25 protein-coding genes and 1 riboswitch are annotated in these 25,488 nt (G+C 41.3%); of the genes, 9 read left to right on the forward strand and 16 right to left on the reverse strand.

Annotated elements, in window-relative coordinates; translation table 11 throughout:
• Window positions 1-15 precede the first annotated feature (15 nt).
• The 8 genes from ruvX to CBI42_RS03545 all read right to left on the reverse strand — a co-directional run bounded on the left by ruvX (window position 16) and on the right by CBI42_RS03545 (window position 9,489).
• A complete protein-coding gene (gene ruvX, locus CBI42_RS03510; protein WP_033628869.1) occupies window positions 16-435 on the reverse strand; it encodes a Holliday junction resolvase RuvX in 420 nt (139 codons plus the stop codon).
• A gap of 3 nt (window positions 436-438) precedes the next feature.
• The gene (locus CBI42_RS03515) at window positions 439-705 is read right to left on the reverse strand and encodes an IreB family regulatory phosphoprotein (RefSeq protein ID WP_000507059.1); all 267 of its coding nucleotides are present in this window, start codon (window positions 703-705) and stop codon (window positions 439-441) included.
• Between the two features lie 86 nt (window positions 706-791).
• Window positions 792-1,361: an SP0191 family lipoprotein gene (locus CBI42_RS03520; RefSeq protein ID WP_084888291.1), complete on the reverse strand. Its 570-nt coding sequence runs from the start codon at window positions 1,359-1,361 to the stop codon at window positions 792-794.
• A 60-nt stretch (window positions 1,362-1,421) separates the two neighbouring features.
• Window positions 1,422-1,820, reverse strand: a complete 399-nt coding sequence (gene spx / locus CBI42_RS03525) for a transcriptional regulator Spx (RefSeq protein WP_000591165.1) — start codon at window positions 1,818-1,820, stop codon at window positions 1,422-1,424.
• A gap of 135 nt (window positions 1,821-1,955) precedes the next feature.
• On the reverse strand, window positions 1,956-4,616 hold the full coding sequence (mgtA, locus tag CBI42_RS03530) for a magnesium-translocating P-type ATPase (protein ID WP_094753263.1): 2,661 nt from the start codon (window positions 4,614-4,616) through the stop codon (window positions 1,956-1,958).
• Between the two features lie 192 nt (window positions 4,617-4,808).
• Window positions 4,809-4,966, reverse strand: a riboswitch (M-box (ykoK) riboswitch).
• A gap of 52 nt (window positions 4,967-5,018) precedes the next feature.
• Complete coding sequence (locus tag CBI42_RS03535) at window positions 5,019-6,080, reverse strand: M24 family metallopeptidase (protein WP_094753264.1); 1,062 nt, start codon at window positions 6,078-6,080, stop codon at window positions 5,019-5,021.
• A complete protein-coding gene (uvrA, locus tag CBI42_RS03540) occupies window positions 6,073-8,904 on the reverse strand; it encodes an excinuclease ABC subunit UvrA (protein ID WP_094753265.1) in 2,832 nt (943 codons plus the stop codon). Before uvrA ends, CBI42_RS03535 begins: the two co-directional genes overlap by 8 nt.
• A gap of 399 nt (window positions 8,905-9,303) precedes the next feature.
• A complete protein-coding gene (locus CBI42_RS03545; protein WP_142294085.1) occupies window positions 9,304-9,489 on the reverse strand; it encodes a hypothetical protein in 186 nt (61 codons plus the stop codon).
• Between the two features lie 434 nt (window positions 9,490-9,923).
• Between CBI42_RS03545 and CBI42_RS03550 the strand changes: the two genes are divergently transcribed.
• The 5 genes from CBI42_RS03550 to CBI42_RS03570 all read left to right on the forward strand — a co-directional run bounded on the left by CBI42_RS03550 (window position 9,924) and on the right by CBI42_RS03570 (window position 13,489).
• A complete protein-coding gene (locus CBI42_RS03550) occupies window positions 9,924-10,868 on the forward strand; it encodes a magnesium transporter CorA family protein (RefSeq protein WP_000815623.1) in 945 nt (314 codons plus the stop codon).
• Window positions 10,869-10,879: 11 nt separating this feature from the next.
• Window positions 10,880-11,557, forward strand: a complete 678-nt coding sequence (locus CBI42_RS03555; protein ID WP_000078011.1) for a DUF1129 domain-containing protein — start codon at window positions 10,880-10,882, stop codon at window positions 11,555-11,557.
• Between the two features lie 15 nt (window positions 11,558-11,572).
• On the forward strand, window positions 11,573-11,920 hold the full coding sequence (locus tag CBI42_RS03560; protein WP_000331824.1) for a hypothetical protein: 348 nt from the start codon (window positions 11,573-11,575) through the stop codon (window positions 11,918-11,920).
• A 165-nt stretch (window positions 11,921-12,085) separates the two neighbouring features.
• Entirely contained in the window at window positions 12,086-13,120 is a 1,035-nt protein-coding gene (locus CBI42_RS03565) for a S66 family peptidase (protein ID WP_094753267.1), read from the forward strand.
• A gap of 105 nt (window positions 13,121-13,225) precedes the next feature.
• Entirely contained in the window at window positions 13,226-13,489 is a 264-nt protein-coding gene (locus tag CBI42_RS03570) for a SemiSWEET family transporter (protein WP_000166114.1), read from the forward strand.
• Between the two features lie 84 nt (window positions 13,490-13,573).
• On the opposite strand, the gene CBI42_RS03575 is transcribed toward CBI42_RS03570, so the two are convergent.
• The 3 genes from CBI42_RS03575 to mutL are packed head-to-tail and all read right to left on the reverse strand — an operon-like array spanning window position 13,574 to window position 16,705.
• Complete coding sequence (locus CBI42_RS03575; protein ID WP_094753268.1) at window positions 13,574-14,137, reverse strand: DNA-3-methyladenine glycosylase I; 564 nt, start codon at window positions 14,135-14,137, stop codon at window positions 13,574-13,576.
• Window positions 14,138-14,146: 9 nt separating this feature from the next.
• Window positions 14,147-14,740 (reverse strand): Holliday junction branch migration protein RuvA, encoded by a 594-nt coding sequence (ruvA, locus tag CBI42_RS03580; protein ID WP_000273423.1) that lies wholly within the window; start codon window positions 14,738-14,740, stop codon window positions 14,147-14,149.
• 15 nt (window positions 14,741-14,755) lie between these two features.
• On the reverse strand, window positions 14,756-16,705 hold the full coding sequence (gene mutL, locus CBI42_RS03585; RefSeq protein ID WP_094753269.1) for a DNA mismatch repair endonuclease MutL: 1,950 nt from the start codon (window positions 16,703-16,705) through the stop codon (window positions 14,756-14,758).
• Window positions 16,706-16,911: 206 nt separating this feature from the next.
• On the opposite strand from mutL, the gene CBI42_RS03595 reads away from it, so the two are divergent.
• Both CBI42_RS03595 and CBI42_RS03600 read left to right on the forward strand, forming a co-directional pair.
• A complete protein-coding gene (locus tag CBI42_RS03595) occupies window positions 16,912-17,352 on the forward strand; it encodes a LytTR family DNA-binding domain-containing protein (RefSeq protein WP_070482455.1) in 441 nt (146 codons plus the stop codon).
• Window positions 17,349-17,807, forward strand: coding sequence for a DUF3021 domain-containing protein (locus CBI42_RS03600; protein ID WP_070482457.1), 459 nt, complete (start codon window positions 17,349-17,351; stop codon window positions 17,805-17,807). Before CBI42_RS03595 ends, CBI42_RS03600 begins: the two co-directional genes overlap by 4 nt.
• Before the next feature lie 40 nt (window positions 17,808-17,847).
• Here CBI42_RS03600 and mutS read toward each other — a convergent pair whose 3' ends face one another.
• Both mutS and argR read right to left on the reverse strand, forming a co-directional pair.
• On the reverse strand, window positions 17,848-20,382 hold the full coding sequence (gene mutS, locus CBI42_RS03605; protein ID WP_061589636.1) for a DNA mismatch repair protein MutS: 2,535 nt from the start codon (window positions 20,380-20,382) through the stop codon (window positions 17,848-17,850).
• A 50-nt stretch (window positions 20,383-20,432) separates the two neighbouring features.
• Entirely contained in the window at window positions 20,433-20,879 is a 447-nt protein-coding gene (argR, locus tag CBI42_RS03610; RefSeq protein WP_001231476.1) for an arginine repressor, read from the reverse strand.
• 135 nt (window positions 20,880-21,014) lie between these two features.
• On the opposite strand from argR, the gene argS reads away from it, so the two are divergent.
• Window positions 21,015-22,706: an arginine--tRNA ligase gene (argS, locus tag CBI42_RS03615; protein WP_061589637.1), complete on the forward strand. Its 1,692-nt coding sequence runs from the start codon at window positions 21,015-21,017 to the stop codon at window positions 22,704-22,706.
• A 496-nt stretch (window positions 22,707-23,202) separates the two neighbouring features.
• Window positions 23,203-23,448 (forward strand): hypothetical protein, encoded by a 246-nt coding sequence (locus CBI42_RS03620; RefSeq protein WP_020903404.1) that lies wholly within the window; start codon window positions 23,203-23,205, stop codon window positions 23,446-23,448.
• Between the two features lie 176 nt (window positions 23,449-23,624).
• On the opposite strand, the gene CBI42_RS03625 is transcribed toward CBI42_RS03620, so the two are convergent.
• Genes CBI42_RS03625 through CBI42_RS03635 form a run of 3 tightly spaced genes read right to left on the reverse strand, consistent with a single transcriptional unit; the run spans window position 23,625 to window position 25,298 of the window.
• Complete coding sequence (locus CBI42_RS03625) at window positions 23,625-23,933, reverse strand: hypothetical protein (protein WP_070482459.1); 309 nt, start codon at window positions 23,931-23,933, stop codon at window positions 23,625-23,627.
• A gap of 2 nt (window positions 23,934-23,935) precedes the next feature.
• The gene (locus CBI42_RS03630; protein WP_070482461.1) at window positions 23,936-24,391 is read right to left on the reverse strand and encodes a hypothetical protein; all 456 of its coding nucleotides are present in this window, start codon (window positions 24,389-24,391) and stop codon (window positions 23,936-23,938) included.
• On the reverse strand, window positions 24,381-25,298 hold the full coding sequence (locus CBI42_RS03635; protein ID WP_070482463.1) for an IS1595 family transposase: 918 nt from the start codon (window positions 25,296-25,298) through the stop codon (window positions 24,381-24,383). Before CBI42_RS03635 ends, CBI42_RS03630 begins: the two co-directional genes overlap by 11 nt.
• Window positions 25,299-25,488 lie beyond the last annotated feature (190 nt).

A 25,488-nucleotide genomic window follows, 5' to 3' on the forward strand; every position in this document is an offset into this window, starting at 1 on the left:
AGCCTCTCCTTTGTATTAAAATTTTCTATCTAAATAATTTTGTAAAATCAGCTGAGCTGCTAACTTATCAATGACTTTCTTGCGCTTGTTACGGCTAATATCTGCTTGCTCAATTAACATGCGCTCTGCGGCAACTGTTGTCAAGCGTTCATCTTGATAGTCTACTGGTAAATCAAAAAGCTCTTCTAACTTTGCTCCGTATGCCTGACTAGCTTCCACGCGCGGTCCGCTTGTATTGTTCATATTTTTAGGTAAGCCCACTACAAATCGTTCCACCTTGTAAGTATCAACCAACTCCTTAACGCGGTCAAAACCAAATTGACCTTGCTCCTCATTGATTTGGATGATTTCAAGTCCTTGAGCTGTAAAACCAAGCGGATCGCTAATCGCCACCCCTACCGTTTTTGAACCGACGTCCAATCCCATAATTCTCATAGGTTATAGATCGACTCCTTGTCCTTTAAGGTAGTAGCGGACTAATTCCTCAACGATTTCATCACGCTCATACTTACGGATTTGATTTCGTGCATTATTATAACGAGGAACGTAGGCAGGGTCTCCACTCAATACGTAACCTACGATTTGGTTGATTGGGTTGTAGCCCTTATCGTTCAACGAAGCATAAACATCAGTCAGAGTTTCGCTAATTTCTTTTTTATTGGAATCGTCCAATTTAAAACGTACTGTTTCTTCAGTAAATCCCATTCTAACACCCTCTTTCCTTAGAATAGTACCATTATAGCATAATTCCTTACGTTCTACAATTCAGGTAGTCTATTTATTTGGATTTTCTATTGTTCTGTCGCGCCATTTGCCAATCTGTCTGAAATATATTTGCTTGGTTCATTCTTCAAGAGACTTTCTAAACCAATGTTCTTCAAATATTCTAACTGAGAAGCCTTCTTGACATCCAAAACTTGAAAATCAAAACTAGTCGTTGTTTGAAGTTCGGTTGCACTCAATAGTTTAGTTTCAAGCTTAAATCCTGCTAATTTACGAGCTTCTATGATGGCCTCATCCTTCTCCTCTGCCTCGAGAAGAGCTTTTTGAGTTTCTTCCACTCCATGTTGGTCAATATAAGTTTTCAACTCATCAGAGACTGGACGCTTTTGTTGAATGCTTAAGCTCAAAAAAGTCTTGTCTTTGTAAGTAATGGTTTGGGTTTGCTGGCTACCATCATCTGACTTTGGCAAGACCAAAGTCTTGGTCACAACTGTATTCTTCTCGGCATTTTCAATAACTGGCAATGCCGACTGAAGCGTATCATTTTCTGTTTTTGTAGCTGGTCCAGTTTCTTTTTTCTGTCCGCAACCAACCAGGACAAAAAGGAAAGCCAGACTAACAAGAACTATTTTTTTCATTTCTTTCTTCTTTCTTTTTGAAATTAAAATAAGACTGGGAGTTGCTCCCAGCCTTGATGTTTATAGAGCTGCACGCAAACGTGCTTCTGCATTTTCTACATTACGGACAGAGCGTGGTAGGAAGGCACGAATATCATCTTCCTTATAGCCAACTTGCAGGCGTTTTTCATCTACAAGGATTGGGCTCTTTAAAATTCTCGGTGTTTCCATAATCAGATTGAGGACTTCGTTGACACTCAAATCTTCAATATCCACTCCAAGGGCTTTGGCATAGCGATTTTTAGATGAAACGATGCTGGCTATTCCGTTATCTGTTTTGGTTAGAATATCCAGTAATTCTTCTCTCGTAATTCCTTCTTTACCAAGGTTTTGTTCTTTATAACTTAACTGGTGGGCATTGAGCCAGGTTTTTGCTTTTTTACAGCTAGTACAACTTGAGACTGTATAAATTTTAATCATGTACCTACCCCTTTCGCTATATGTTACTATCAGTTTAGTCTATTATACCATAAAAAACATCCGACTTGCGACCTATTTTTAAATTTTTTTAACTTTTTTCGTCATTTTCGTACTTTTTTCTTGACAAAATGAAATTTACAGCCATTCTTGATATTTTTTGATATAGATTTTTTTCACAATTGTCACGCTAATCATATACAAAATAATGATGAAAAGTAAAAAGATGAAATAAATCGATTTTAAAGGAGTTAGATGGAGAAGACTAGCTAGTGGACTATAGGGAAGGAAGGTCACAAAGGCTGCAGCCAATAAGGTTGTCACAAGGACTAGCCAAGCTGGACGACTTTGTAAAAAGGGAATTTTGGCTGAACGCAACATATGGATAACCATAGTTTGTGACCACATAGACTCGATAAACCAACCTGTCTGAAACAAGACAATAAAGCCTACGGCCGAATCTGCTCCATGAACATAGGCATGACCTGTCGTCATGGGTACAATGATAAAATAAAGTAAAATGAAGGTCAAAATATCAAAGGCAGAAGAAATAGGCCCCATCCAAACCATGAAACGTGTGATGGACTTGGCTTCCCAGGTATGTGGATTTCTCAAAAAATCTTTATCCACCTTGTCAAAAGGCAAGGCAATACAAGACAAATCATAGACTAGATTTAGGATAATCAAATGGACTGGTGCCATTGGTAAAAATGGTAAAAAGATTCCAGAGACCAATAGGGATAAGATATTTCCAAAATTAGAACTCACTGTCATCTTGATATATTTGGTCATATTGGCATAGACCTTACGACCTTCAACAAGTCCTTTTTCAAGCACCATGAGATCCTTATCAAGTAAGATAACATCAGCTGTTTCTTTAGCAATATCTACTGCTGTATCAACAGAAATCCCCACATCTGCAACTTTCATAGAAGGAGCATCATTGATTCCATCTCCCATATAGCCAACAGCATGACCATTGGCCTTAAATTGCAAAATAATCCTTGCTTTTTGATCAGGAGAAAGTTTGGCAAAGACTGTTACCTCCTCTACGGCTTGGGCCAATTCTTGATCACTCATCTGATCAATTTCAGACCCCAACAGCATCTGATTGATATCCAAACCAACCTTTTCACAGACTGCTTGGGTAACTTTTTCATTGTCTCCCGTCAAAATCTTTGTTTGAACTCCATGTTCTAACAGTGCCTTAATTGCTGGTGCTGCAGATGGTTTAGGAGGATCTAGGAAAGCTAAATAACCAGTTAGAATCATATCTCCTTCGTCATCAACTGTATAGGCATGACCTTCCCTCAAACCTGACTTATAGGCCACTCCCAAGACACGCAAACCTTGTTGATTTAGCTGTCTGACTTCTGCTAAGATTTCTTCTCTAATAGCATCTGTCAAGGGAGTAATCATTCCATGATATTCCGCATGACTGGAAATCATCAACATTTCCTCAAGAGCTCCCTTAGTTACCAAACTAACCGTTTCGTGTTCATCCTTAACGATAACACTCATCCGTCTACGTTCAAAATCAAAGGGAAGCTCATCTATTTTTTGAAAGGTTTGAGCTAGATTTTGCAAGAGGGCGTGTTCTTTTGCTTCCTTTTCAGTCCGCTTGATGATAGCTCTGTCCATCAAATTTTTCAGACCAGTTTGAAAATAGGAATTGAGGTAGGCCCGTCTCAAGACGGTCAAATCCAAGCGCCCGTGGATGTCCAAGGGATATTCTAGAACGATTTCATCTTGGGTTAAAGTTCCTGTTTTATCTGTACACAAGATATCAATCGCCCCTAAGTCCTGTATGGCATTGAGCTTTTTGATAACTACTTTTTCCTTGGCCATAATAATAGAGCCCTTTGCTAGACTGGCCGTGATGATCATAGGAAGCATCTCAGGTGTTAGCCCGACACCCACACTCAAGGCAAATACACCAGCTTCTAACCAATCTCCATCTGTTAAACCATTGGACAAGAAAACGATGGGAACCATGACCAACATCAAGCGAATCAAGAGCCACGAAATACTATTCATCTCTCGTTCAAACGAAGTGGGCTCATCATAAGTGTTCAGAGTCTGCTCAATGGCTCCCATCATGGTAGCATCACCAACCGCCAAAACCACAGCCTTGGCACTACCAGACAAAACATTGGTTCCCATAAAAGCCAAGGATTGGGCTTCGAGAAGACTATCAGGTTGTTGAACTGTTGCCTTGGTCAAGGCCAATTTTTCAACAGAATCACTTTCGCCTGTCAAGCCAGACTGTTGTACAAAGAAATCGCGCGACTCAAATAAAAGAAGATCTGCTGGAATCATGTCTCCAGCGCTTAATTTAACCACGTCACCTACTACCAAGTCATCAATAGGTACTTCTTGAATTTCTCCTTGACGAATGACAGTCGCTGTGTTGACAATCATTTTTGAAAGATTGGTGGCTGCCTTATCACTGCGGAGTTCTTGGACAAATCGAATGCCTCCAGAAATGAGGACTAGGACAACGATGATAATGGAAGTCGTCGGATCTTCTTGACCTGGTTTTGCCAACCAGACATTGGTCACTAAGGAAATCACGGCGATGACCAGCAAGATGATTGTAAAAGGATTGATAATCGATTCGTAAATCTTTTTCAAAATCGAATCTTCTTGGCCTTTGGTAATCACATTTTCGCCATAGAGGTCACGATTTTTTTCGACCTGTTCCTCTATCAAACCGTTTAAACTGGTATGATAAAAAGTTAGACTCTCGTCTAAAGGGACTTGAATAGCTGTTGCTAATCTTTCTTTTGTTGTTTTCATTGGTTTCTCCTATCTGTATGAATGATGTGTTTCATACACAGAGACCAATCACTTTATAAAGGCAGAACGACACAAATCAGCGATTGGCTGTGTATGTGCGGTTCCGGATGGTCGTCAATTTGCATCGTCTATCTCCTTTCTTTGTTTTAAACAGTAGAAAATCCCACCATAAAATGGCAGGATTAAAAAACTAATTATCTGCTTTTCGTTCAAGCTTTAACTCCATAGGGCAATGAAATGAGCTTAGTCTTGGCCTTCGCGACCAGGACTGTTGACCAACGAGTAGTGTCTCCACTGCTTTGCGGTAGTCATCCGTATCCCTATGGTAGCCTCACCTACCGTTTTCGTCTTTCAGTATAAACCTTTAAAATTTAAAAGTCAATCATTTGAGTTGTTTAACTCTTAGATAACTATCAACTCTTTTGGAGCTAGGGTCAATAATTCACAACCTGTCTCTGTAATCAGAATATCATCCTCGATACGAACGCCATATTTACCTTCGATATAGATACCTGGTTCATCGGTTAAGGCCATACCTGCCTTAATAGTTTCTGTAGAAGTTTGGCTAAAGTAAGGCTCTTCATGGATATCCAGCCCAATACCGTGTCCGATACCGTGAGTAAAGTAGTCGCCATAGCCTGCCTCGATGATGATATCGCGAGGAATTTTGTCAAAGTCTCGGAAACCTAAGCCTGCCTTGGCTTGATTAATCAAGGATTGGTTGGCTTTGAGAACCGTATTGTAAATCTCTGCCTGCTCGTCGCTGACATGCCCTAGATAGATAGTCCGTGTCATATCACTGACATAGTGGTCATAAAGACAACCGAAGTCCATGGTAATGGCTTCTCCTAGCTCCACTGGTTTGTGCATAGGATGGGCATGAGGTTTGGAAGAGTTGATACCGCTAGCTAGGATAGTGTCAAAAGACAAGCCTGAAGCTCCCAACTCACGCATACGGAAGTCAAGGAAGTTGGCAATTTCAATTTCAGTTTTTCCTGGTTTGACAAAGTCAAGCGCATCGCGGAAAGCTTGGTCTGAGATAGAGCAGGCCTTGCGAATAGCTGCAATCTCCGCCTCATCCTTAATCATTCGAAGACCTTCAACAAACTGTGTTTGTGGAAGCAAGTCCAAACCTGCAAAAGCTGCCTGCATACGGTGGTAATAAGAGACTGAAATCTCGTCCTCAAAACCGATACGAGACAAGCCCATGTCCTTGACAATTCCTGCAATGACAGCCAATTCATCACGGTCAGCCACAATCTCAAAACCACTGGTTTCTTGCTTGGCTGCAATGATATAGCGAGAGTCTGTCACCAAAACCTGACGGTCACGACTGATGAATACTGTTCCATTTGAACCCCAAAAACCAGTCAAATAATAGACGTTTTTAAGGTTATTGATGATAATGCCATCCAGTTCCTTTTCTTGCATTTTAGATAGAAATGCTTGTACGCGTTTATTCATGATGTAACTTTCCTTTCAAATACTGTCCTGTGTAGCTGGCTTCGTTGGCAGCTACTTCTTCTGGAGTTCCCGTTGAGATGATGGTTCCACCACCGACACCGCCCTCAGGTCCCAAGTCGATGATATGGTCTGCTGTCTTGATAACGTCTAGATTGTGCTCAATGACGAGGACTGTATTGCCATCGTCTACAAAGCGAGCTAAAACCTTAAGCAAGCGAGCAATATCCTCGGTATGAAGACCTGTCGTCGGCTCATCCAGAATGTAGAAAGATTTTCCTGTCGATCGTTTGTGAAGTTCACTAGCCAGTTTCATACGCTGAGCTTCTCCCCCAGAAAGGGTGGTAGCAGGTTGCCCCAATGTCACATAACCAAGTCCCACATCCTTGATAGTCTGAAGTTTGCGTTGAATCTTGGGAATGTGTTGGAAGAACTCCACCGCATCATTGACAGTCATATCCAAGACCTGCGAGATATTTTTTTCCTTGTAGTGAACTTCTAGGGTTTCACTATTGTAGCGGGTTCCGTGGCAGACCTCACAAGCTACATAAACATCTGGCAAGAAGTGCATCTCAATCTTGATAATCCCGTCACCTGAGCAGGCTTCACAGCGACCACCCTTGACGTTGAAACTGAAACGTCCCTTTTTGTAACCACGAATCTTGGCCTCATTTGTCTGGGCAAAAAGGTCACGTATATCGTCAAAGACTCCCGTATAGGTAGCAGGGTTAGACCTCGGCGTTCGTCCGATTGGACTCTGGTCGATGTCAATCAAGCGGTCTACATGCTCAATCCCTGTAATGGTTTTAAACTTACCAGGTTTATCTGAATTACGGTTGAGCTTCTGGGCAATAGCTTTTTTGAGAATGCTATTGATTAGGGTCGATTTCCCTGAACCTGATACTCCTGTCACTGCGATGAATTTTCCTAGTGGAAAGCGAGCAGTAACATTTTGCAAATTGTTCTCACGCGCTCCTGTAACCTCGATAAAACGACCATTCCCCACACGGCGCTCTTCTGGCACTGGAATGGCACGTTTGCCTGACAAGTACTGGCCTGTGATAGACTTGCTGTTGCGAGCCACCTGTTTGGGCGTACCTGCCGCAACAATCTCCCCACCAAATACTCCCGCACCGGGACCAACGTCAATCAGATAATCCGCCTCACGCATGGTATCTTCGTCATGTTCCACTACTATGAGAGTATTACCCAAATCACGCATCTTTTTGAGGCTGGCAATCAGACGATCATTGTCCCTCTGATGAAGACCAATTGACGGCTCATCCAATATATAGAGGACACCTGATAGGTTGGAACCAATCTGGGTTGCCAAGCGAATACGCTGACTCTCTCCACCTGAAAGGGTTCCTGCCGAACGTGACAGAGTTAGATAGTTAAGACCCACGTTATTAAGGAAGGTCAAACGGTCCTTGATTTCCTTGAGAATAGGCCGAGCAATGATGGCTTCATTTTCAGATAGAGTCAACTGGCTTACCAAGTTCAAGTGATCTGCGATAGACAGGTCTGAAATTTCTCCGATATGTGGCCCTTGCTCGCCACCCACACGGACAGACAAGGCCTGGTCATTGAGTCGATAGCCGTGACAAGTTCCACAGGTCAGCTCATTCATGTAGAGGCGCATCTGAGTGCGAGTGTAGTCGCTGTTTGTCTCGTGATAACGACGTTTAATATTATTGACAACTCCCTCAAACGGAATGTCGATATCACGCACGCCACCAAATTCATTTTCGTAGTGGAAGTGAAATTCCTTACCATCAGACCCATAGAGAATCAAGTTCTTATCTACTTCTGACAAGTCCTCAAAAGGCTTATCCATCTCCACTCCAAAGGCTGTCATAGCCTGCTCTAGCATGTTTGGATAGTAGTTGGATGAGATAGGATTCCAAGGTGCTAGCGCCCCCTCACGTAAGGTTTTGCTGGCATCTGGCACTACCAAATCAGTATCCACCTCCAGCTTGATACCCAAGCCGTCACACTCACTACAAGAGCCAAAAGGTGCATTGAAAGAGAAGAGTCGAGGCTCTAACTCTGGGACAGTAAAACCACAAACTGGACAAGCATAATGCTCAGAGAACAGCAACTCAGAATTGTCCATAGTGTCGATAATGACATAACCTTCTGCGATACGAAGGGCAGCCTCGATTGAGTCGAAGAGACGGCTACGAATGCCCTCCTTAATGACAATACGGTCAACCACGACATCGATATTGTGTTGCTTACTCTTAGACAGCTCAGGCACTTCGGTCACATCATAGACTTCCCCATCCACACGGACACGAACATAACCATCTTTCTGAACCTTCTCGGTAACACTCTTATGTTGGCCTTTTTTCTTGCGGATGACAGGGGCCAAAATCTGCAAGCGCTGGCGTTCAGGCAATTCTAAAACCTTATCCACGATTTGTTCCACAGAAGAAGCCTTGATAGCCCCATGCCCGTTGATACAGTAAGGCGTCCCCACACGTGCGTAGAGGAGACGCAGATAGTCATTGATTTCAGTCGTTGTTCCAACCGTCGAGCGAGGGTTTTTGCTAGTCGTTTTCTGGTCTATGGAAATAGCTGGGCTGAGGCCATCAATGGCATCTACATCAGGCTTCTCCATATTTCCCAAGAATTGACGAGCATAGGCTGACAAACTCTCTACATAGCGACGTTGTCCCTCAGCATAGAGGGTATCAAAGGCCAGACTGGATTTCCCTGAACCTGACAAGCCAGTCACTACAACCAGCTTATCTCGCGGAATCTCCACATCAATATTTTTTAAATTATGGGCACGCGCCCCATGAATGACAATTTTATCTTGCATCTTTGTTCTTTCTAGTCCATTATTGCTTACCATTATACCAAAAAAAGTGAGATTCTATTACCCAAAAGGCCGATTTTGTAGTATAATCAAAAATTGCTTATTTTATGTTTTCTTAGGGCTTCCTAACCCATATATCACGTGCTTTTTAGCAAAGAATACTAACATTACTTTTTACTATTTGTTCCCCCAAAATACGCAAAAAGGGGAGCAAAAAAAAAGCCCCACAAAAGGGCTAGGATTTGACGAGTTCAGCAGGCAAGAAACTAGCACAGTCCAACATGCTTTTTAAGTTACTAACATACAAAACTTGTCAAACTTTTCTTTTTCGAAATCAAAAGCTAGATGCGATGAACTATCTTTTGAATTACAATTCAAATTTAATAAAAAAGCTGTGACTAATTATTTTCTATTTTTAACTTCGTAGTAAAACGCTAATCCTAGCGCAACAATACCCAAAACCGCAATTATTCCAAAACCTAAAATAGCTATTGGAAGAGTCGCACCTAAAAAAAGCAAAACTAAAGTAGTCAACAGTCCAATTACTAAAATTGCTACTGTAAAATTATTAATATCTTTTAAGTTCATATTGAAAACCTCACATTTTTTTATGAAAGCCATTTTCTAAAACAGTAATTATTCTTATTTAATTTGATTCACATTATTTACTTTTTTATTAAGCAAGTGGTAATTTATAATATTATTTTTTAGCGAGATATTATTCTTAGTACTAATCTGTTTTAAATGATGTATTTATTTCAATCTATGTTTATGTTATTTAATTTTTTTCAATAAATTATTAGATATTAATGTTCATATTTGTTTGATTTACTATTTTAGTCTTCATGACCTCGACCATATTATAACTCAGATTTTTTAAAAATGCAAATTCTTTATCTGATTTTTTTGATTTATTAACAAGTGGTAACAGAATTTTTGTTAGATTTATTTTGAAAAAGGCTGATTTTGTAGTATAATAGTACGGTGTGAAAAAATCTGAAAAATGAGAAAGGATAAGGGATATGAAACAAGTTTTTCTCTCTACAACAACTGAATTTAAAGAGATCGATACGCTTGAACCGGGTACTTGGATCAATCTCGTCAATCCGACTCAAAATGAATCTCTCGAAATCGCCAACGCCTTCGATATCGATATTGCTGACCTTCGTGCACCGCTCGATGCGGAAGAAATGTCTCGTATTACCATTGAAGACGAGTATACCCTGATTATCGTAGACGTTCCAGTCACAGAGGAAAGAAATAACCGCACCTACTACGTAACCATCCCGCTTGGTATTATCATCACCGAGGAAACCATTATCACTACGTGTTTGGAACCATTACCAGTCCTTGATGTCTTTATCAACCGTCGTTTGCGTAATTTCTACACTTTCATGCGTTCGCGTTTTATCTTCCAGATTCTTTATCGCAATGCAGAGCTTTACCTAACAGCCCTTCGTTCAATCGATCGTAAGAGTGAGCAGATCGAAAGTCAACTGCATCAATCAACTCGTAATGAAGAATTGATTGAGCTGATGGAATTGGAAAAAACTATCGTCTATTTCAAGGCCTCCCTCAAAACAAATGAGCGCGTGATTAAGAAATTGACCAGCTCAACTAGCAATATCAAGAAATACCTTGAGGACGAAGACCTGCTTGAAGATACCCTGATTGAAACCCAACAGGCCATCGAGATGGCAGATATTTATGGAAACGTCTTGCACTCTATGACAGAGACCTTCGCCTCTATCATTTCCAATAACCAGAACAACATCATGAAAACCTTGGCCCTTGTGACTATCGTCATGTCCATCCCAACCATGGTCTTTTCTGCCTACGGGATGAACTTTAAGGATAATGAAATCCCCCTAAACGGTGAGCCAAATGCCTTCTGGTTAATCGTCTTTATTGCCTTTGCTATGAGTGTCTCGCTCACTCTCTATCTCATCCATAAAAAATGGTTCTAAGAGGAGTTCCTATGTCTCAGATTGATCTACAAAAATTAACTAAGAAAAACCAAGAGTTTGTCCACATCGCTACCCAACAATTCATCAAAGATGGGAAAACAGACGCTGAAATCAAGGCTATTTTTGAAGAAGTTATTCCCCAAATCCTTGAAGAGCAAGCCAAGGGTACGACTGCTCGTTCCCTTTATGGGGCACCCACTCATTGGGCTCATAGTTTCACTGTCAAGGAACAATATGAAAAAGAGCATCCAAAAGAAAATGATGATCCAAAACTCATGATTATGGATTCAGCCCTTTTCATCACTAGCCTCTTTGCCCTCGTCAGCGCCCTCACAACCTTCTTTGCGGCAGATCAAGCTTTCGGCTATGGATTTGTCACTCTCCTATTAGTTGGACTGGTTGGTGGATTTGCCTTTTACTTGATGTACTACTTTGTTTACCAATATTATGGACCAGATATGGACCGCAGTCAACGTCCACCTTTCTGGAAATCTGTACTGGTTATCCTAGCTTCTATGTTCCTTTGGTTGCTTGTCTTCTTTGCAACAAGCTTCCTACCAGCTAGCCTTAACCCAGTACTTGCTCCATTGCCGCTGGCTATTATCGGAGCAGCCCTCCTAGCCCTTCGCTTCTATCTCAAGAAACGCTTGAACATCCGCAGCGCAAGTGCAGGACCAACACGTTACTAAGAAAAGGAAAGAGCTATGGCGTATAGTCAATCTTTAGCTCAGCAGATTCGAAAAATTCTAGCGCTCAAACTTCCTCCCCAAATTTTCGAAGAAGAGCTAGAAGAAAAGAAGCTGTTTGGTGGCCTGGCCTTTATGATTCGTGGTAAAATGGTCCTTACTGTCAGTTCCAGAAAGGATGAACTGGTTATGGTCAGAATTGGCAAGGAAATGGAGAAGCAAGTTCTACCCCGAACAGGAGCTCATACTACATTGATGAGGGGGCGCCTTTATCATGGGTATATAGACTTAGATATAGAAGGTCAAAAAGAATTGCCTTACTGGATTGATTTGGCCCTCTCCTATAATCAAGAGTTGACCAAGTAACTCATATCTAGCGAGATTACTGATTAGAAAACGAAAAGCAACTGCAGGTGCGGTTGCTTTTTATTGCTTTCTCGATATACAATAGAACTTCTGACTCTAATCCCTATAGTTTTCTCTTATCTTTTGTGATAAAATAGGCTCAATCTATTTCTAGGAGGATAAGATATGGTTTCTACTATTGGTATTGTTAGTTTATCTAGTGGCATTATCGGAGAGGACTTTGTCAAACACGAAGTGGACTTGGGTGTCCAACGTCTCAAGGATCTGGGACTCAATCCTATCTTTTTGCCCCATTCGCTAAAAGGATTAGACTTTATCAAGGACCATCCTGAAGCTCGTGCAGAGGATTTGATTCATGCCTTTTCTGATGATAACATTGACATGATCCTATGCGCCATCGGTGGAGACGATACCTATCGCTTACTACCTTATCTTTTTGAAAATGACCGACTACAAAAGGTTATCAAACAAAAGATTTTTCTTGGCTTCTCAGATACAACCATGAACCATCTCATGTTGCATAAACTAGGTGTTAAAACTTTTTATGGTCAATCCTTTCTAGCAGACATTTGTGAATTGGACAAGGAGATGTTGCCCTATAGCTTCCACTACTTTAAAGAATTAATTGAGACTGGAAGAATCTCAGAAATCCGCCCTAGTGACGTTTGGTATGAGGAACGAACTGACTTCAGTCCCAAGACTCTGGGGACACCTCGTGTCAGTCATGCAAATACTGGTTTTGACTTGTTGCAAGGAAATGCCCAGTTCGAGGGAGAAATCCTTGGTGGGTGTCTCGAATCCCTCTACGATATCTTTGACAACTCTCGATACGCAGACAGCACGGAGCTCTGCCAAAAGTACAAACTTTTCCCTGACTTGTCAGACTGGGAAGGAAAAATCCTCTTGCTAGAAACAAGCGAAGAAAAGCCTAAACCCGAAGACTTCAAAAAGATGTTGCGGACTTTGAAGGACACTGGAGTATTCGCGGTCATCAGTGGACTCTTGGTCGGAAAACCTATGGATGAAACTTTCTATGACGACTATAAAGAGGCACTACTGGATATCATTGACAGCAATATCCCGATTGTCTATAATTTGAATGTCGGCCACGCAACTCCAAGAGCAATTGTACCCTTTGGAGTTCACACCCATGTAGATGCAAAGGAGCAAGTCATTCGCTTTGACTATAACAAAAAATAAATAGTTTCTCTATTTTTGTGCTTTTGTATTGGTTTTCGTTACAATTTGTATCTGAATTTATTGCATTTCGCTAATTTCTATGATATCCTTTTGAAGGAGGTGTATATGACAAAACAAAAAATTAATCGAATCGTAGGTTCTATTGGTGCCTTTATTGGAATTATAGTATTTATTGCCTACATACCTCAGATTATCGCTAATTTACAGGGAAATAAAGCTCAACCATTTCAACCTTTATCAGCTGCTATATCTTGCTTAATCTGGGTTATTTATGGATGGACAAAGGAACCTAAGAAGGATTGGATACTAATCATTCCAAATTCAGCTGGTGTTATTTTAGGTGGAATCACTTTTTTGACTTCACTCTAACAAATCTAATAGTATATATAAAAAGCTGGGAAAAGTTTCTCAGCTTTTTTCTATATTCTCAGATATTCTAATTACCTGTACACACTAGTGACCGCTTTTCCACTCACAATCATTCTCATGGTCATCAACTAGCCCTGCTGCTTGTAGAAAAGACAAGACAGCGACTGGGCCGGTGAACTTGAAACCTCGTTTTTTGAGATCTTTGGCTAATTTCTCAGACAAGGGTGTTTTAGCAGGGGCTTGGCGGTAATCGGGAACATCGTTAACGATAGTTTTCCCCTCAACAAAAGACCAAAGATAGGCATCAAAAGAGCCGTACTCTGCCTGTAGTCGTAAAAATGCTTGGGCGTTAGCGCGTGTAGCAAAAATCTTGGCTCTATTTCTGATGATGGCTGGATTCTCCAACAAGGCTTCCAATTCGTAGTCAGTCATTTCTGCGACTGCTTGAATTTGATAACCATAAAAGGATTCTCGGAAAGCTTGGCGTTTGTTGAGCACCGTTTCCCAAGACAGGCCTGCCTGATAGGTTTCCATGCACAATAACTCAAACAATGCTTGGTCATCATGGAGGGGCTGGCCCCACTCCTCATCATGATAGGCGATATAGAGAGGATTGGTCATCTTGACCCACGAACAACGTTTTGTCATGCTCTGCTCCTATTTGACCAACATTTTGAGGGCAGACTTGATATAGTTCTCAGCTGTATCTGTCGTTCCTTCAAAGAATTTCTTGATTTTCTTGAGCTCTGTTGCCTTGTAGCCCAGAGCCAACATGGCTTCCATGGCTTCTTCCAATTCTTGGTTTTCAGCGCTAGCTTGCACTGCTACCTTAGCAGGAAGGTCATCTCCTGCAACTACTACCTTGCCTTCCAAGTCCAGCACCATCTGCTGGGCTGTTTTCTTGCCAATTTTAGGGAATTTGGTCAAGTAGGTGATGTTCTTAGTTTCAATGGCTTGAACAAGGCCAGCATTGTCATCGGCAGCGATGATAGCCAGAGCTGATACAGGACCAATCCCAGAGACCGAAATCAGACTGAGAAAGAGCTTTTTCTCGTCTTCTGAGCGAAATCCATAAAGCAAATGAGCGTCCTCACGTACAACCTGATGCACATAAATTTGAGCTTCTTGATTGACCTGTCCTGAGTAGGCATAGGGATTGGCCACATGCAAAATATAACCGATACCGTTGACTTCAAGCACAATGTATTTAGCAGTGATTTTGGTAATGATTCCTTTTAAATATTCGTACATAATTTTCCTTTTAGTTTAATATTTCCCCAACTCACGGAGACTGGTGTGATTTTCCTGAATACGTCGGAACATCTTTTCCATATCCGACTTGGTAAAATGCACCAAAACAGGACGTCCGTGGGGACAGTTGTAGGGATTATCACATTGAGAAAGTTGATAGAGGAGCTGTCTGGCCGAATGATCGTCAATACGATGGTTGGCCTTAATCGACCGCTTGCAGGACATCATAATAGCCAGCTCTGCTCGGTATTTCTTGATAGAAACTTCCTTGGTCAAGAGTAGCATATCACACATTTCATAGATGCCTGACTCAATCTCTTCTTCTGCCATCCAAATAGGATGTTCACGTAGGATAAATTGATTCTCCCCGTACTCTGCTAGAAAGACGCCAACTTCCTCTAAGAGAGGCATTCTTTCCTTGAGACGGAGAGCATCATCCGCTGGAAATTCAAAGATGTAGGGCACTAGGAGTTGCTGCTGGCTCTGGTCAACATTGCCAATGCTTTCACGATACTCCTCGTACTTGACCCGTTCCTGAGCCGCATGCTGGTCTATGATGTAGAGCCCATCTCGTCCTTGGGCAAAGAGATAGGTTCCATGCATTTGCCCGAAAAATTCCAACTCTGGGAAGCTGGATGATTCTTCTCGCTCCAGCTTGTCATAAGCCTTATCAAGACTCGCAAGGTCTAACTCTGGGTGATCTAGCTGGTCGTAGTTAGCAGGCTTTCTCTCTGCAAAATGCAGTTTTGCTGGCTTGGTTAGCTGATCCAAGGTTTCTTTGGCAAACAGGGTTAAATCCTGCCCTTCATCAGTTAATTCTACCTGATAATCAGCCACCTCAGCTTGACTAGGTCTTGTCGACTCAGTTTTCTCATAGTAGAGCGTATTTTCTTTGAGTGGGAGAATGGTCTGCTCCACCTTCTCACGATTGCGCACGGTCGATTTGGCAAGATTTTCCAAGGCATCAGGTATCAAAGTTTGCTCCTTGAGACTGTTAGAAATAGCTTCTGAGACCAGCGTCATCAGTTCTTTTTCCTTGGAAATCCGCACCTCTTGCTTGGTTGGATGCACATTGACATCCGCTAGATAAGGGTCGATATGAATGTGAATGACAGCCAGTGGAAAACGGCCAACCATAAGCTTGCTACCATAACCATCTAAAATAGCACGGTTGAGCAAGAAGTTCTTGATATAACGGCCATTGATGAAGAGGCTGATATAGTTGCGATTAGCCCGAGTTAACTCAGGCAGAGACACAAAACCTGAAATTTCGAAATCTAAGTCAGAGTTCTCAATTTCAATCATCTTCTTAGCACTCGCCAAACCATAAATCCCTGCAATAGCTTGGCGCAGTTGCCCAGTCCCAGCTGTCCGTGTCATTTCCTTGCCATCACTGATCAAACTAAAAGAAATCTCAGGATGGGCCAAGCCCAGACGGTTGACGATATCAATGATATGAGACAGCTCCGCTTGCTGGCTCTTCATATATTTGAGGCGGGCAGGCGTGTTGAAAAAGAGGTCCTCCACACAAACCTTGGTTCCCACAGGACTAGTCGCTGGGATGACTTCTTCTACTTCTCCCCCACGCGCGACGAGCTTGGTCCCATGACTTGCACCATCCACCGCCGTTAACAGAGTCAGAACACTAACAGAAGCGATAGAAGGCAAGGCTTCACCACGAAAACCAAGCGTCCGAATCCGAAAGAGGTCTGCTTGATTTTTTATCTTACTAGTCGCATGGCGGCGCAGGGCCAATTCCACCTCATCGTGGGCAATTCCATGACCATTATCTGTGATTTGAATTTTCTTGAGACCAGCTTCCTCAATCTCAATGATAATCTGACTAGAACCCGCGTCAATGGCGTTTTCTACCAGCTCCTTAACAACGCTAGCTGGACGCTCGATAACCTCTCCAGCCGCGATCTGGTTTGCCAGCACCTCTGGCAATTCAATAATATGAGACATCTTTCAGCCCCTTTCTGTATCTATTTTCCTAGAAATTGATTAGTGCTATTATACCATATTTCAGATAGGACAGAAAAGCAAGCACCACATAGGAACCAAATCCCTCCACATAGACAAAGTCCCTTGCAAGGGTCTGGAAAATAGTGTTTAATAAAGATATACAGGAAGTGATCACAACCTTGTATAACTAAAAAGGAGAGAAATTTATGAAAGTAGAACTACAGATTAGTGAGACTTACAAGGAGGAAAAACTGATTGTCCAAGCACCTCATCCGACAGATAAAGTCCAGAAAGTCATCGAGTTCGCAGAAAATCTTGACCAAAAAGAAACAATTAAAGGAAAGATTGATGATCAGGTCTATCTAGTTAAGATTGGTAAGATACAGCGCTTCTATATCGAGAATCGGAAGGTTCTAGCAGAAACAGCAAGTCAGACCTACAACATTGATTTGCGACTCTATCAGGTCCTTGAAATTCTGCCAACCAATTTTATCCAAATTTCCCAATCAGAAATCATCAATATCGATTCCATCTCTCATCTCAAGCTCACGCCCAACGGTCTGGTAGAAATTTTCTTGAAAAACGAAAGCTTCACCTACTCTTCACGCCGTTACCTAAAAACCATCAAGGAGAAATTAGAACTATGAAAAAACAAATTTTCCACGACGCAGCTGCTGGTGTCCTCATCGGCCTCATCCTCTCTATCATCTTTTCACTTATGTATTCCCCAAATACCTACGCACCGCTAAATCCCTACTCTATCATCGGCCAAGTGATGGCTCAGCATCAGGTTCACGATGCCCTGATCTTGCTCTACTGTACTCTTATCTGGGCGGCTATCGGTATTCTCTTCAACTTTGGAAAGCGATTATTCAGCCGTGACTGGAGCTTGCTCCGTGCTACTCTGACTCATTTTTTCCTCATGCTAGTAGGCTTTATCCCATTAGCAACCCTAGCAGGTTGGTTCCCCTTCCACTGGATTTTCTATCTCCAGCTCATACTTGAGTTCGCAATTGTCTACCTCATCATTTGGGCTATTCTCTATAAAAGAGAAGCTAAAAAAGTAGACCATATCAATCAACTCTTGGAGCATAGAAAATAATAGCAATATCCCACTCACAAATGCATGAGTGGGATTATTTTTATAGTTTCTGTTTTAACTCAACCAAAACATTCATAGCCTGCATAGGTGTCATATTGTAAATGTCCAATTTAGCTAATTCTGCTAGGATAGGATGCTCTTCTGCCGTATCAAATAGTGAAATCTGTTCTGTGACGGCACTTTTTTGCCTCATGGGAGTAGGACTTTCTGTTCCTTGACTCTCTAGCTGAGTCAAAATCTTATCCGCCCTTGCTAACAGGTCTGCTGGCAAGCCAGCAATCTTGGCAACATGAATACCATAGGATTTATCAGCTGGCCCTGGTTCAATCTTATGAAGGAAGGTTACCTGCCCATCCTGCTCTATGGTTGCCACGTGGACATTGACCAAGTGTTCCAAGCTGGACTCCAGACTGGTCAACTCATGGTAGTGGGTCGCAAAGAGGGTCTTGGCTCCGGTATGCTCATGGATGTATTCTATGATGGACTGAGCAAGAGCCATACCATCATAAGTTGCAGTTCCCCGTCCCAATTCATCAAAGAGAATGAGAGAGTTCTTGGTCGCATGCGAAATGGCATTGTTGGCCTCCATCATCTCCACCATAAAGGTTGATTGGCCTGAAACCAAATCATCGGCTGCTCCGATACGGGTAAAGATCGCATCAAAAATCGGTAAATGGGCACTTTCTGCCGGTACATAGGAACCCATCTGGGCCATAATCGCCGTCATGGCTAACTGACGCATATAGGTTGACTTCCCGCTCATGTTGGGCCCTGTAATCAGTTGAATACTGGTATCTTCTGCCATCTGAATCGTATTAGGAATATAGGTCTGAGCCCCCATGACCTTTTCAACGACAGCATGGCGCCCTTTCTGGATATCAATCCGCGAATCATCTCCGAATTCAGGTCGAATCAAATGCTGGGCTTCAGCCACAACTGCTAGACTCTGTAAGACATCAACTGTCGCAATTCCTTGGGCTAGAGCTTGTAAACGTTGGATGTACTTGCTGACCTCTTCACGAATGCGCATAAAAATTTCATACTCTAGGTTAGCTGACTTCTCACGCGCCTCCAGCATATCTCCCTCGATACGGGCTAATTCTTCGGTTCCAAAGCGTTCTGAGTTTTTCAGCGTTGCCTTGCGGAAAAAATGGGCTGGCACATTTCCCAGTTGCGAATTGGTCACATGGAAATAGTAGCCGTCCTTTTTATTATAGACAATCTTAAGTGCGCTAATACCAGAGTTTTCTCGCTCCTTAGCCTCAATCTCAGCAATCCAACCAGTCCCTTCTCTGAGAACGCGACGGTACTTGTCTAAAGTCTCATCAAATCCAGTTCGGATAATACCACCTTCTGTAATCACATGGGGAGCTTCAGGAGCAATCGCTGCGCTAATCAAACTCTCTAACTCAGGGATTCCATCCAGTTGTTCGATGAGATAAGCTAGATCAGGTTGCTCCATTCCTTCTAAAATCGCGCGAATCCGTGGCACACTAGACAAAGTAGTCGCCAACTGCAAGAGATCCTTGGGATTGGTTTTGCCAAAAGAAACACGACTAGCCAAGCGCTCAATGTCATAAACACCCTTGAGACTATCTGTCAAATCACTACGCTCAAAGAAATGGTCGAGAAAGACCTGCACCACTTCTTGGCGTTGGACGATTCGTTCCTTATCAATCAGGGGACGATGAATCCAAGACCGCAAGAGCCGCATACCCATAGCTGTTTTGGTTTCATCCAAAAGCCAGAAAAGACTGCCTTGCTTCTTGCCTGACCGAGCATTCTCAACCAAATCCAGACTAGCCTTGGTCGCATAATCCATCTGCAAGAAATCTTTGATTTCATAGCGGATAACAGGTTTGAGGTGGTTCAATTCCCTCATCTGGGTTCGATGGACATACTGGAGCAACTTACTAGATGCCGCTTGCTCCACAGCTGCTAATCGTGAATCCAGTAAATGAAGGTCTTCAAAGCCTTCTTTTTCATAAGAGAGTACCAGATTCATCTGGCGACTGAGGATTTGTTCTTCTTCCTCAGACAAGTCATAACCCAGCACCACTTCTCGCGCCTTGAGATTACGGATTTCCCCACAAACCAGCGTGAAATCCAATAAACCTGTCACATAAAAGTCACCGGTCACCAGGTCCATATAAGCTAGACCAAATTGATTGCCTTCGCGGTCTATGGCAACCAAGAAATTATTCTGACTGTCCGGCTTACTGCTATCGACCACTGTCCCTGGCGTAATGACCTGAACAACCTCTCGTTTCACAACCCCAACTGCTTGTTTCGGATCTTCCATCTGCTCTGCGATAGCTACCTTATAGCCCTGCTCAATCAAGACATCAATGTACTGTTGGGCAGAATGATAGGGGACACCCGCCATAGGAATCGGATTGTCCGCATTCTTGTTGCGACTCGTTAAGGAAATTTCCAGAATCTGCGCAGCATTGACCGCATCCTCATAAAATAATTCATAAAAATCACCCATCCGAAAGAGCAAAAAAGCATCTGGATATTGCTTTTTAATATCCACATACTGTTGCATGCCGGGTGATAGCTTTTCTGTCGTCATTGTCCGTCTCTCCTTGTCAAAAATAAGTCTTGAGAGCAACTCCCAAGACCTTACTTATCTTTCATCAAATCTAGCAAACGATCTTCCATGAGTTTGGCAACGTGCTGGTCCCGACAAATGACCAATAAGGTATTGGCACCAGCAACTGTTCCTAAAATCCATTCATCCTTGTTTGCATCTACAATATTTGCCAAAACAGAGGCTTCTCCCAATTTGGTATGAAGCACCAAGGTAAACTCTGCTCTTGCAACACCTTCTAAATGATGAGACAAAAATTCCACCAAATCAATCTTTTCTGTCTCATTTGCTAGTACATAATACACCATATCATTTTTCTTGACCTTGGTCAAGCCGATTTCGCGCAAATCACGAGACAAGGTTGTCTGCGTCACAAAGACATTGTGTGCCTCCAACCGATCTTGAATTTCTTTTTGTGTACTTAATTTCTCCTCAGTAATCATTTTTTTTATTAACTGATGACGATCTCTTTTTCTCATAAAATCCTCTTATATGCATATTTATAACTAATTTTATAACTATATTATACCAAAAAAACAGGAGATTTCAAAAATTTTTTCTTCTTTCTTTAAAATTGTGATAAAATAGTAGAAAAGTCCAAAAAGGAGCTCTTAATGAATACAAAAGAATTGATTGCTAGCGAGTTGGCTAGCGTCATTGATAGCCTGGACCAAGAGGCTATTTTAAATTTACTGGAAACCCCTAAAAACTCAGAAATGGGAGACATCGCTTTCCCTGCTTTTTCTCTTGCAAAAGTCGAACGTAAAGCACCTCAAATGATTGCTGCTGAACTGGCTGAAAAAATTAACAGCCAAGCCTTTGAAAAGGTTGTCGCAACAGGACCTTACGTCAATTTTTTCCTTGATAAATCTGCCATTTCTGCTCAAGTATTGCAAGCTGTTATCACTGAAAAAGAACACTATGCTGACCAAAATATTGGTAAACAAGAAAATGTTGTTATCGATATGTCTAGTCCCAATATCGCTAAACCATTTTCTATTGGTCACCTGCGCTCAACTGTTATCGGAGATAGCTTGTCACATATTTTCCAAAAAATCGGTTATCAAACAGTCAAGGTCAACCACTTGGGAGACTGGGGTAAACAGTTTGGGATGTTGATTGTTGCCTATAAAAAATGGGGCGACGAAGAAGCTGTAAAAGCTCATCCAATTGATGAACTCCTTAAACTCTATGTCCGCATCAATGCTGAGGCTGAAAATGACCCTAGCTTGGATGAAGAAGCACGCGAATGGTTCCGTAAACTTGAAAATGGAGACGAGGAAGCTCTCGCACTTTGGCAATGGTTCCGTGATGAAAGTTTGGTGGAATTTAACCGCCTATACAATGAATTGCAAGTCGAATTTGACAGCTACAATGGAGAAGCCTTCTACAACGATAAGATGGATGCAGTTGTAGACATTCTTTCTGAAAAAGGCCTTCTTGTTGAGTCAGAAGGTGCCCAAGTTGTGAATCTTGAGAAATACGGAATTGAACATCCAGCCCTCATCAAGAAATCTGATGGTGCAACTCTCTACATCACACGTGACTTGGCTGCAGCCCTTTACCGTAAAAACGAATACCAATTTGCCAAATCTATCTACGTCGTTGGTCAAGAACAATCTGCCCACTTTAAACAACTCAAAGCTGTTTTGCAAGAGATGGGCTACGACTGGAGTGACGACATTACCCACGTTCCTTTTGGTTTGGTTACAAAAGAAGGAAAAAAACTCTCTACGCGTAAAGGGAATGTCATCTTGCTAGAACCTACTGTTGCAGAGGCTGTTAGTCGTGCCAAAGCCCAAATTGAAGCAAAAAATCCTGAACTAGAAAATAAAGATCAGGTAGCACATGCTGTTGGGGTTGGAGCCATTAAATTCTATGACCTCAAAACCGACCGTACAAATGGATACGACTTCGACCTAGAAGCTATGGTATCCTTCGAGGGTGAAACTGGACCTTACGTTCAATACGCCTACGCTCGTATTCAATCTATCTTACGCAAAGCGGATTTCAAACCAGAAACAACTGGCAACTATAGCTTGAATGATGCTGAAAGTTGGGAAATCATCAAACTCATCCAAGACTTCCCACGTATTATCAACCGTGCGGCGGATAACTTTGAACCTTCTATCATTGCTAAATTTGCAATTAGCCTAGCTCAAGCCTTTAACAAATACTATGCACATACACGCATCTTGGATGAAAGCCCAGAACGCGACAGCCGTCTAGCCCTTAGCTACGCAACAGCAGTCGTTCTCAAAGAAGCCCTTCGCTTGCTCGGAGTGGAGGCGCCAGAGAAGATGTAAATCGCCAAAGTTACTTGATTGCAGAGCAATCTAAGTAACTAACGCCAAATCCTATTCGGACTTTGGCTAGGCGCTTCACTAGTTTTAGGACATAAATATGATTGATTTATGTCCTAAAACGTCGTAATCTTAAAGTTATTGGAACTAAAGTTCCTAATTGTTAGACGCTAGCCGCTTTTATGCGGACTAGCTAACTGCTTCACTAGTAAAGAAACATAAATATTATCGATTTATGTTTCTTTACGTCGTAACCAGAGACACTTGCCTAAACGCCTCACTAAATTGGTCAACCAAATCTATTAATTGGCTTAGTGGCTGGTGCTAATCTTCAAGTCACTAGAATGTAAAGCAATCTAAGTAACTTACACTAAATCTATACGGATTTTGGTTTAGAGGTCTATCAGAAATCTTATCAAGTTTTGCTGACTTGTTCTGCTATTTTAGATCCACTAAATTGATTTATTCACTACTTCTTTATCATACAGGGAGATATTCTATGAGCCAATATGCTTATATCCTCGTTGTGATTAGCTTGGTTTTCCTTTTTCTGCTTAATAAGTACGAGAAGGAGAGACTTCAAAGGCTCTACCAAGAACAACTTTTAAAGGATGAAACATTTAGGTCTGACATCAAAGAGAAAATTCACACGACTGAAAATATCAATGATGTCATTGCTTACATCAATAAAACTTATCATCTAGGAATGTTGCTATCAAAAGACATTACAGATCAATTGAAATAATCAAAAACCGAGAAGCTTTCTTCTCGGTTTTTTAGGGCATAATTTTTATCTTCCAACTATAGCAAATAACATTTATATTAAAAAGTTGGGAACTATATACTAGTTTACATCAACCACAATATGTAGTGTTTCGATAATATCAAAAAGGCGACTTCCAAGTGGAACTCGTCTTTTAATTATCTCGATTCGACTAGGTGTTCAGCCATATATTTTTTCAGCCGTTCCATACCAATATCCTTTGGCTTGCTTTTACGGTTCGCCTGTAAAACATGTTTCCTTATATGCGTTCCGTCTGTCAATGAATCTTGAAGGGTTATTTTTTGGAAAGGTGTTAAGGTAGGATTTTTCAATAATTTCTCTACATCATCAATAGTTAGTTTAGTCTCCTCTTCTTTAATGACCTTATAAAGATAGCGAAACCATAAATCACCGTCATTTCCAGCATATTCACTAGCTCTCACCATGTAATCGTACCACGTTGTCATTATTATTCCCCCTCATTTTTTCTAGGGTTATAGTGCATTGCTATCCAAAGTTTTTTGTCAAAATCAGATAACTCTTTTTTCTTCTGATAAATGCAGTCGTTCAAATCAGGAAATTTGAGACTGTATTTTTTCTCAAAAAAGTTCTGAAACTCCTCTTTACTTTCTGAAATATCAACCAAGGCTTCTAACTCAGCCATTTGTTTGGCAATAGCCCTTCTATCAATTTTCTTTTGACTATCTCCAAGTATGTCATAAACACAACGTTTTGTCAGTTGAGTATAAAAAGAGCGATGTTCAGTAACAAAATCAAAGGAATAGGTCTTATCCCAAAGTTTGGTGTATTTATTGTAAAAACCATCTGAAAGGCTAACTTGATAACCAATCAGCTTACTATCAACTCTACGAGCGATAGACCTTTCCAATTCAAAATGTAGGTCATGTAATGTATTAGTAGCCATAAATCAGCTCCCTGTATTTAGTTCGAATACAGGCATTTGAAATTAGGAGATTAAAACGCTCACTATCCGAATAGTCACGAGTATTATAACGAAAAACAAATTCATCTACATAGTCTTGAATATATTTCTTAGACCACGAATGATAAATCCCTAATACTCCACGTTTCAATCCAGCCCAAAAACCTTCAATCGTGTTGGTATAAACATTACCTTGCACATACTCACTAATTCCATGATTAACAAAGTCATGATTATACATCTTAGCCACTTTATTATAACCTAGCCATCCATCTGTGTAAAGTTGAGCTGTTTCCTTTACGTATTTGACGATTTGTTCGGTCAATGTTTTTGTCTTTGTATCTGGCACATGATGAGCATTGACTTTCCCTTGACATTGAACCATTCCAACTACTGCGGATTTATCCTTTAATGAACGTCCTTGTGCATTTTTGATTTTCTTAGAGTTATGACGGTTCTTGTTTTTACCGCCAATATAGGTTTCATCAACCTCCACAACATCATCAAGTCTATTGTTATTCTCAGTACCAAAACATTTGCGAATACGCTCTAGCATAAACCAAGCTGTTTTTTGCGTAACACCAATATCTTTTGATAATTGTACAGATGAGATTCCTTTTTTGTGAGAAGTCACAAGCCAAATTGCCATAAACCATTTACGAAGTTCAATTTTAGAATTGTCAAAAAGAGTACCAGTCTTGACATTGAAGTATTTTCCAGTATTTTTACAACGGTATTTGTTACCTTTGCATTTGTAGACCTTTGAGGTAGCATCAAAAGGGCTGATAATCATATCGCCCCAAATCATATTTTCTAAATGGTCAATACATGACTGTTCGTCTGGAAAAGCAGATTGTAAATCAAATAACGACTTAAACTCAAACTTCATAACTGGTACTCCTTACTTCTTGATTATATTATATCGAAAACAAGAATATTTGTCAACAAAAATGTAAACTTCTACTATGCAAAGAGCCAAAATTTTGATATAATAAAAGTATCAAAAACAAAGGAAATTAAGCATTATGAACGCAATCACAGCTCACAGCTCACAGCTCACAGCTCACAGCTCACAGCTC

This window comes from Streptococcus sp. KR (assembly GCF_002238115.1).
GTDB lineage: Bacteria > Bacillota > Bacilli > Lactobacillales > Streptococcaceae > Streptococcus.

Excerpts from the sequence above, each read along its gene's own strand:
- CBI42_RS03620 (WP_020903404.1), top strand. The coding sequence starts at position 23,203 with ATGAGCCAATATGCTTATATCCTCGTTGTGATTAGCTTGGTTTTCCTT.
- CBI42_RS03515 (WP_000507059.1), bottom strand. The coding sequence starts at position 705 with ATGGGATTTACTGAAGAAACAGTACGTTTTAAATTGGACGATTCCAAT.
- CBI42_RS03570 (WP_000166114.1), top strand. The coding sequence starts at position 13,226 with ATGACAAAACAAAAAATTAATCGAATCGTAGGTTCTATTGGTGCCTTT.
- ruvX (WP_033628869.1), bottom strand. The coding sequence starts at position 435 with ATGAGAATTATGGGATTGGACGTCGGTTCAAAAACGGTAGGGGTGGCG.
- CBI42_RS03550 (WP_000815623.1), top strand. The coding sequence starts at position 9,924 with ATGAAACAAGTTTTTCTCTCTACAACAACTGAATTTAAAGAGATCGAT.
- CBI42_RS03560 (WP_000331824.1), top strand. The coding sequence starts at position 11,573 with ATGGCGTATAGTCAATCTTTAGCTCAGCAGATTCGAAAAATTCTAGCG.
- mgtA (WP_094753263.1), bottom strand. The coding sequence starts at position 4,616 with ATGAAAACAACAAAAGAAAGATTAGCAACAGCTATTCAAGTCCCTTTA.
- ruvA (WP_000273423.1), bottom strand. The coding sequence starts at position 14,740 with ATGTACGAATATTTAAAAGGAATCATTACCAAAATCACTGCTAAATAC.
- CBI42_RS03625 (WP_070482459.1), bottom strand. The coding sequence starts at position 23,933 with ATGACAACGTGGTACGATTACATGGTGAGAGCTAGTGAATATGCTGGA.
- mutS (WP_061589636.1), bottom strand. The coding sequence starts at position 20,382 with ATGACGACAGAAAAGCTATCACCCGGCATGCAACAGTATGTGGATATT.
- argS (WP_061589637.1), top strand. The coding sequence starts at position 21,015 with ATGAATACAAAAGAATTGATTGCTAGCGAGTTGGCTAGCGTCATTGAT.
- CBI42_RS03535 (WP_094753264.1), bottom strand. The coding sequence starts at position 6,080 with ATGAATAAACGCGTACAAGCATTTCTATCTAAAATGCAAGAAAAGGAA.
- CBI42_RS03545 (WP_142294085.1), bottom strand. The coding sequence starts at position 9,489 with ATGAACTTAAAAGATATTAATAATTTTACAGTAGCAATTTTAGTAATT.
- CBI42_RS03555 (WP_000078011.1), top strand. The coding sequence starts at position 10,880 with ATGTCTCAGATTGATCTACAAAAATTAACTAAGAAAAACCAAGAGTTT.
- CBI42_RS03630 (WP_070482461.1), bottom strand. The coding sequence starts at position 24,391 with ATGGCTACTAATACATTACATGACCTACATTTTGAATTGGAAAGGTCT.
- CBI42_RS03565 (WP_094753267.1), top strand. The coding sequence starts at position 12,086 with ATGGTTTCTACTATTGGTATTGTTAGTTTATCTAGTGGCATTATCGGA.
- CBI42_RS03520 (WP_084888291.1), bottom strand. The coding sequence starts at position 1,361 with ATGAAAAAAATAGTTCTTGTTAGTCTGGCTTTCCTTTTTGTCCTGGTT.
- CBI42_RS03600 (WP_070482457.1), top strand. The coding sequence starts at position 17,349 with ATGAAAAAACAAATTTTCCACGACGCAGCTGCTGGTGTCCTCATCGGC.
- mutL (WP_094753269.1), bottom strand. The coding sequence starts at position 16,705 with ATGTCTCATATTATTGAATTGCCAGAGGTGCTGGCAAACCAGATCGCG.
- argR (WP_001231476.1), bottom strand. The coding sequence starts at position 20,879 with ATGAGAAAAAGAGATCGTCATCAGTTAATAAAAAAAATGATTACTGAG.
- spx (WP_000591165.1), bottom strand. The coding sequence starts at position 1,820 with ATGATTAAAATTTATACAGTCTCAAGTTGTACTAGCTGTAAAAAAGCA.
- uvrA (WP_094753265.1), bottom strand. The coding sequence starts at position 8,904 with ATGCAAGATAAAATTGTCATTCATGGGGCGCGTGCCCATAATTTAAAA.
- CBI42_RS03595 (WP_070482455.1), top strand. The coding sequence starts at position 16,912 with ATGAAAGTAGAACTACAGATTAGTGAGACTTACAAGGAGGAAAAACTG.
- CBI42_RS03635 (WP_070482463.1), bottom strand. The coding sequence starts at position 25,298 with ATGAAGTTTGAGTTTAAGTCGTTATTTGATTTACAATCTGCTTTTCCA.
- CBI42_RS03575 (WP_094753268.1), bottom strand. The coding sequence starts at position 14,137 with ATGACAAAACGTTGTTCGTGGGTCAAGATGACCAATCCTCTCTATATC.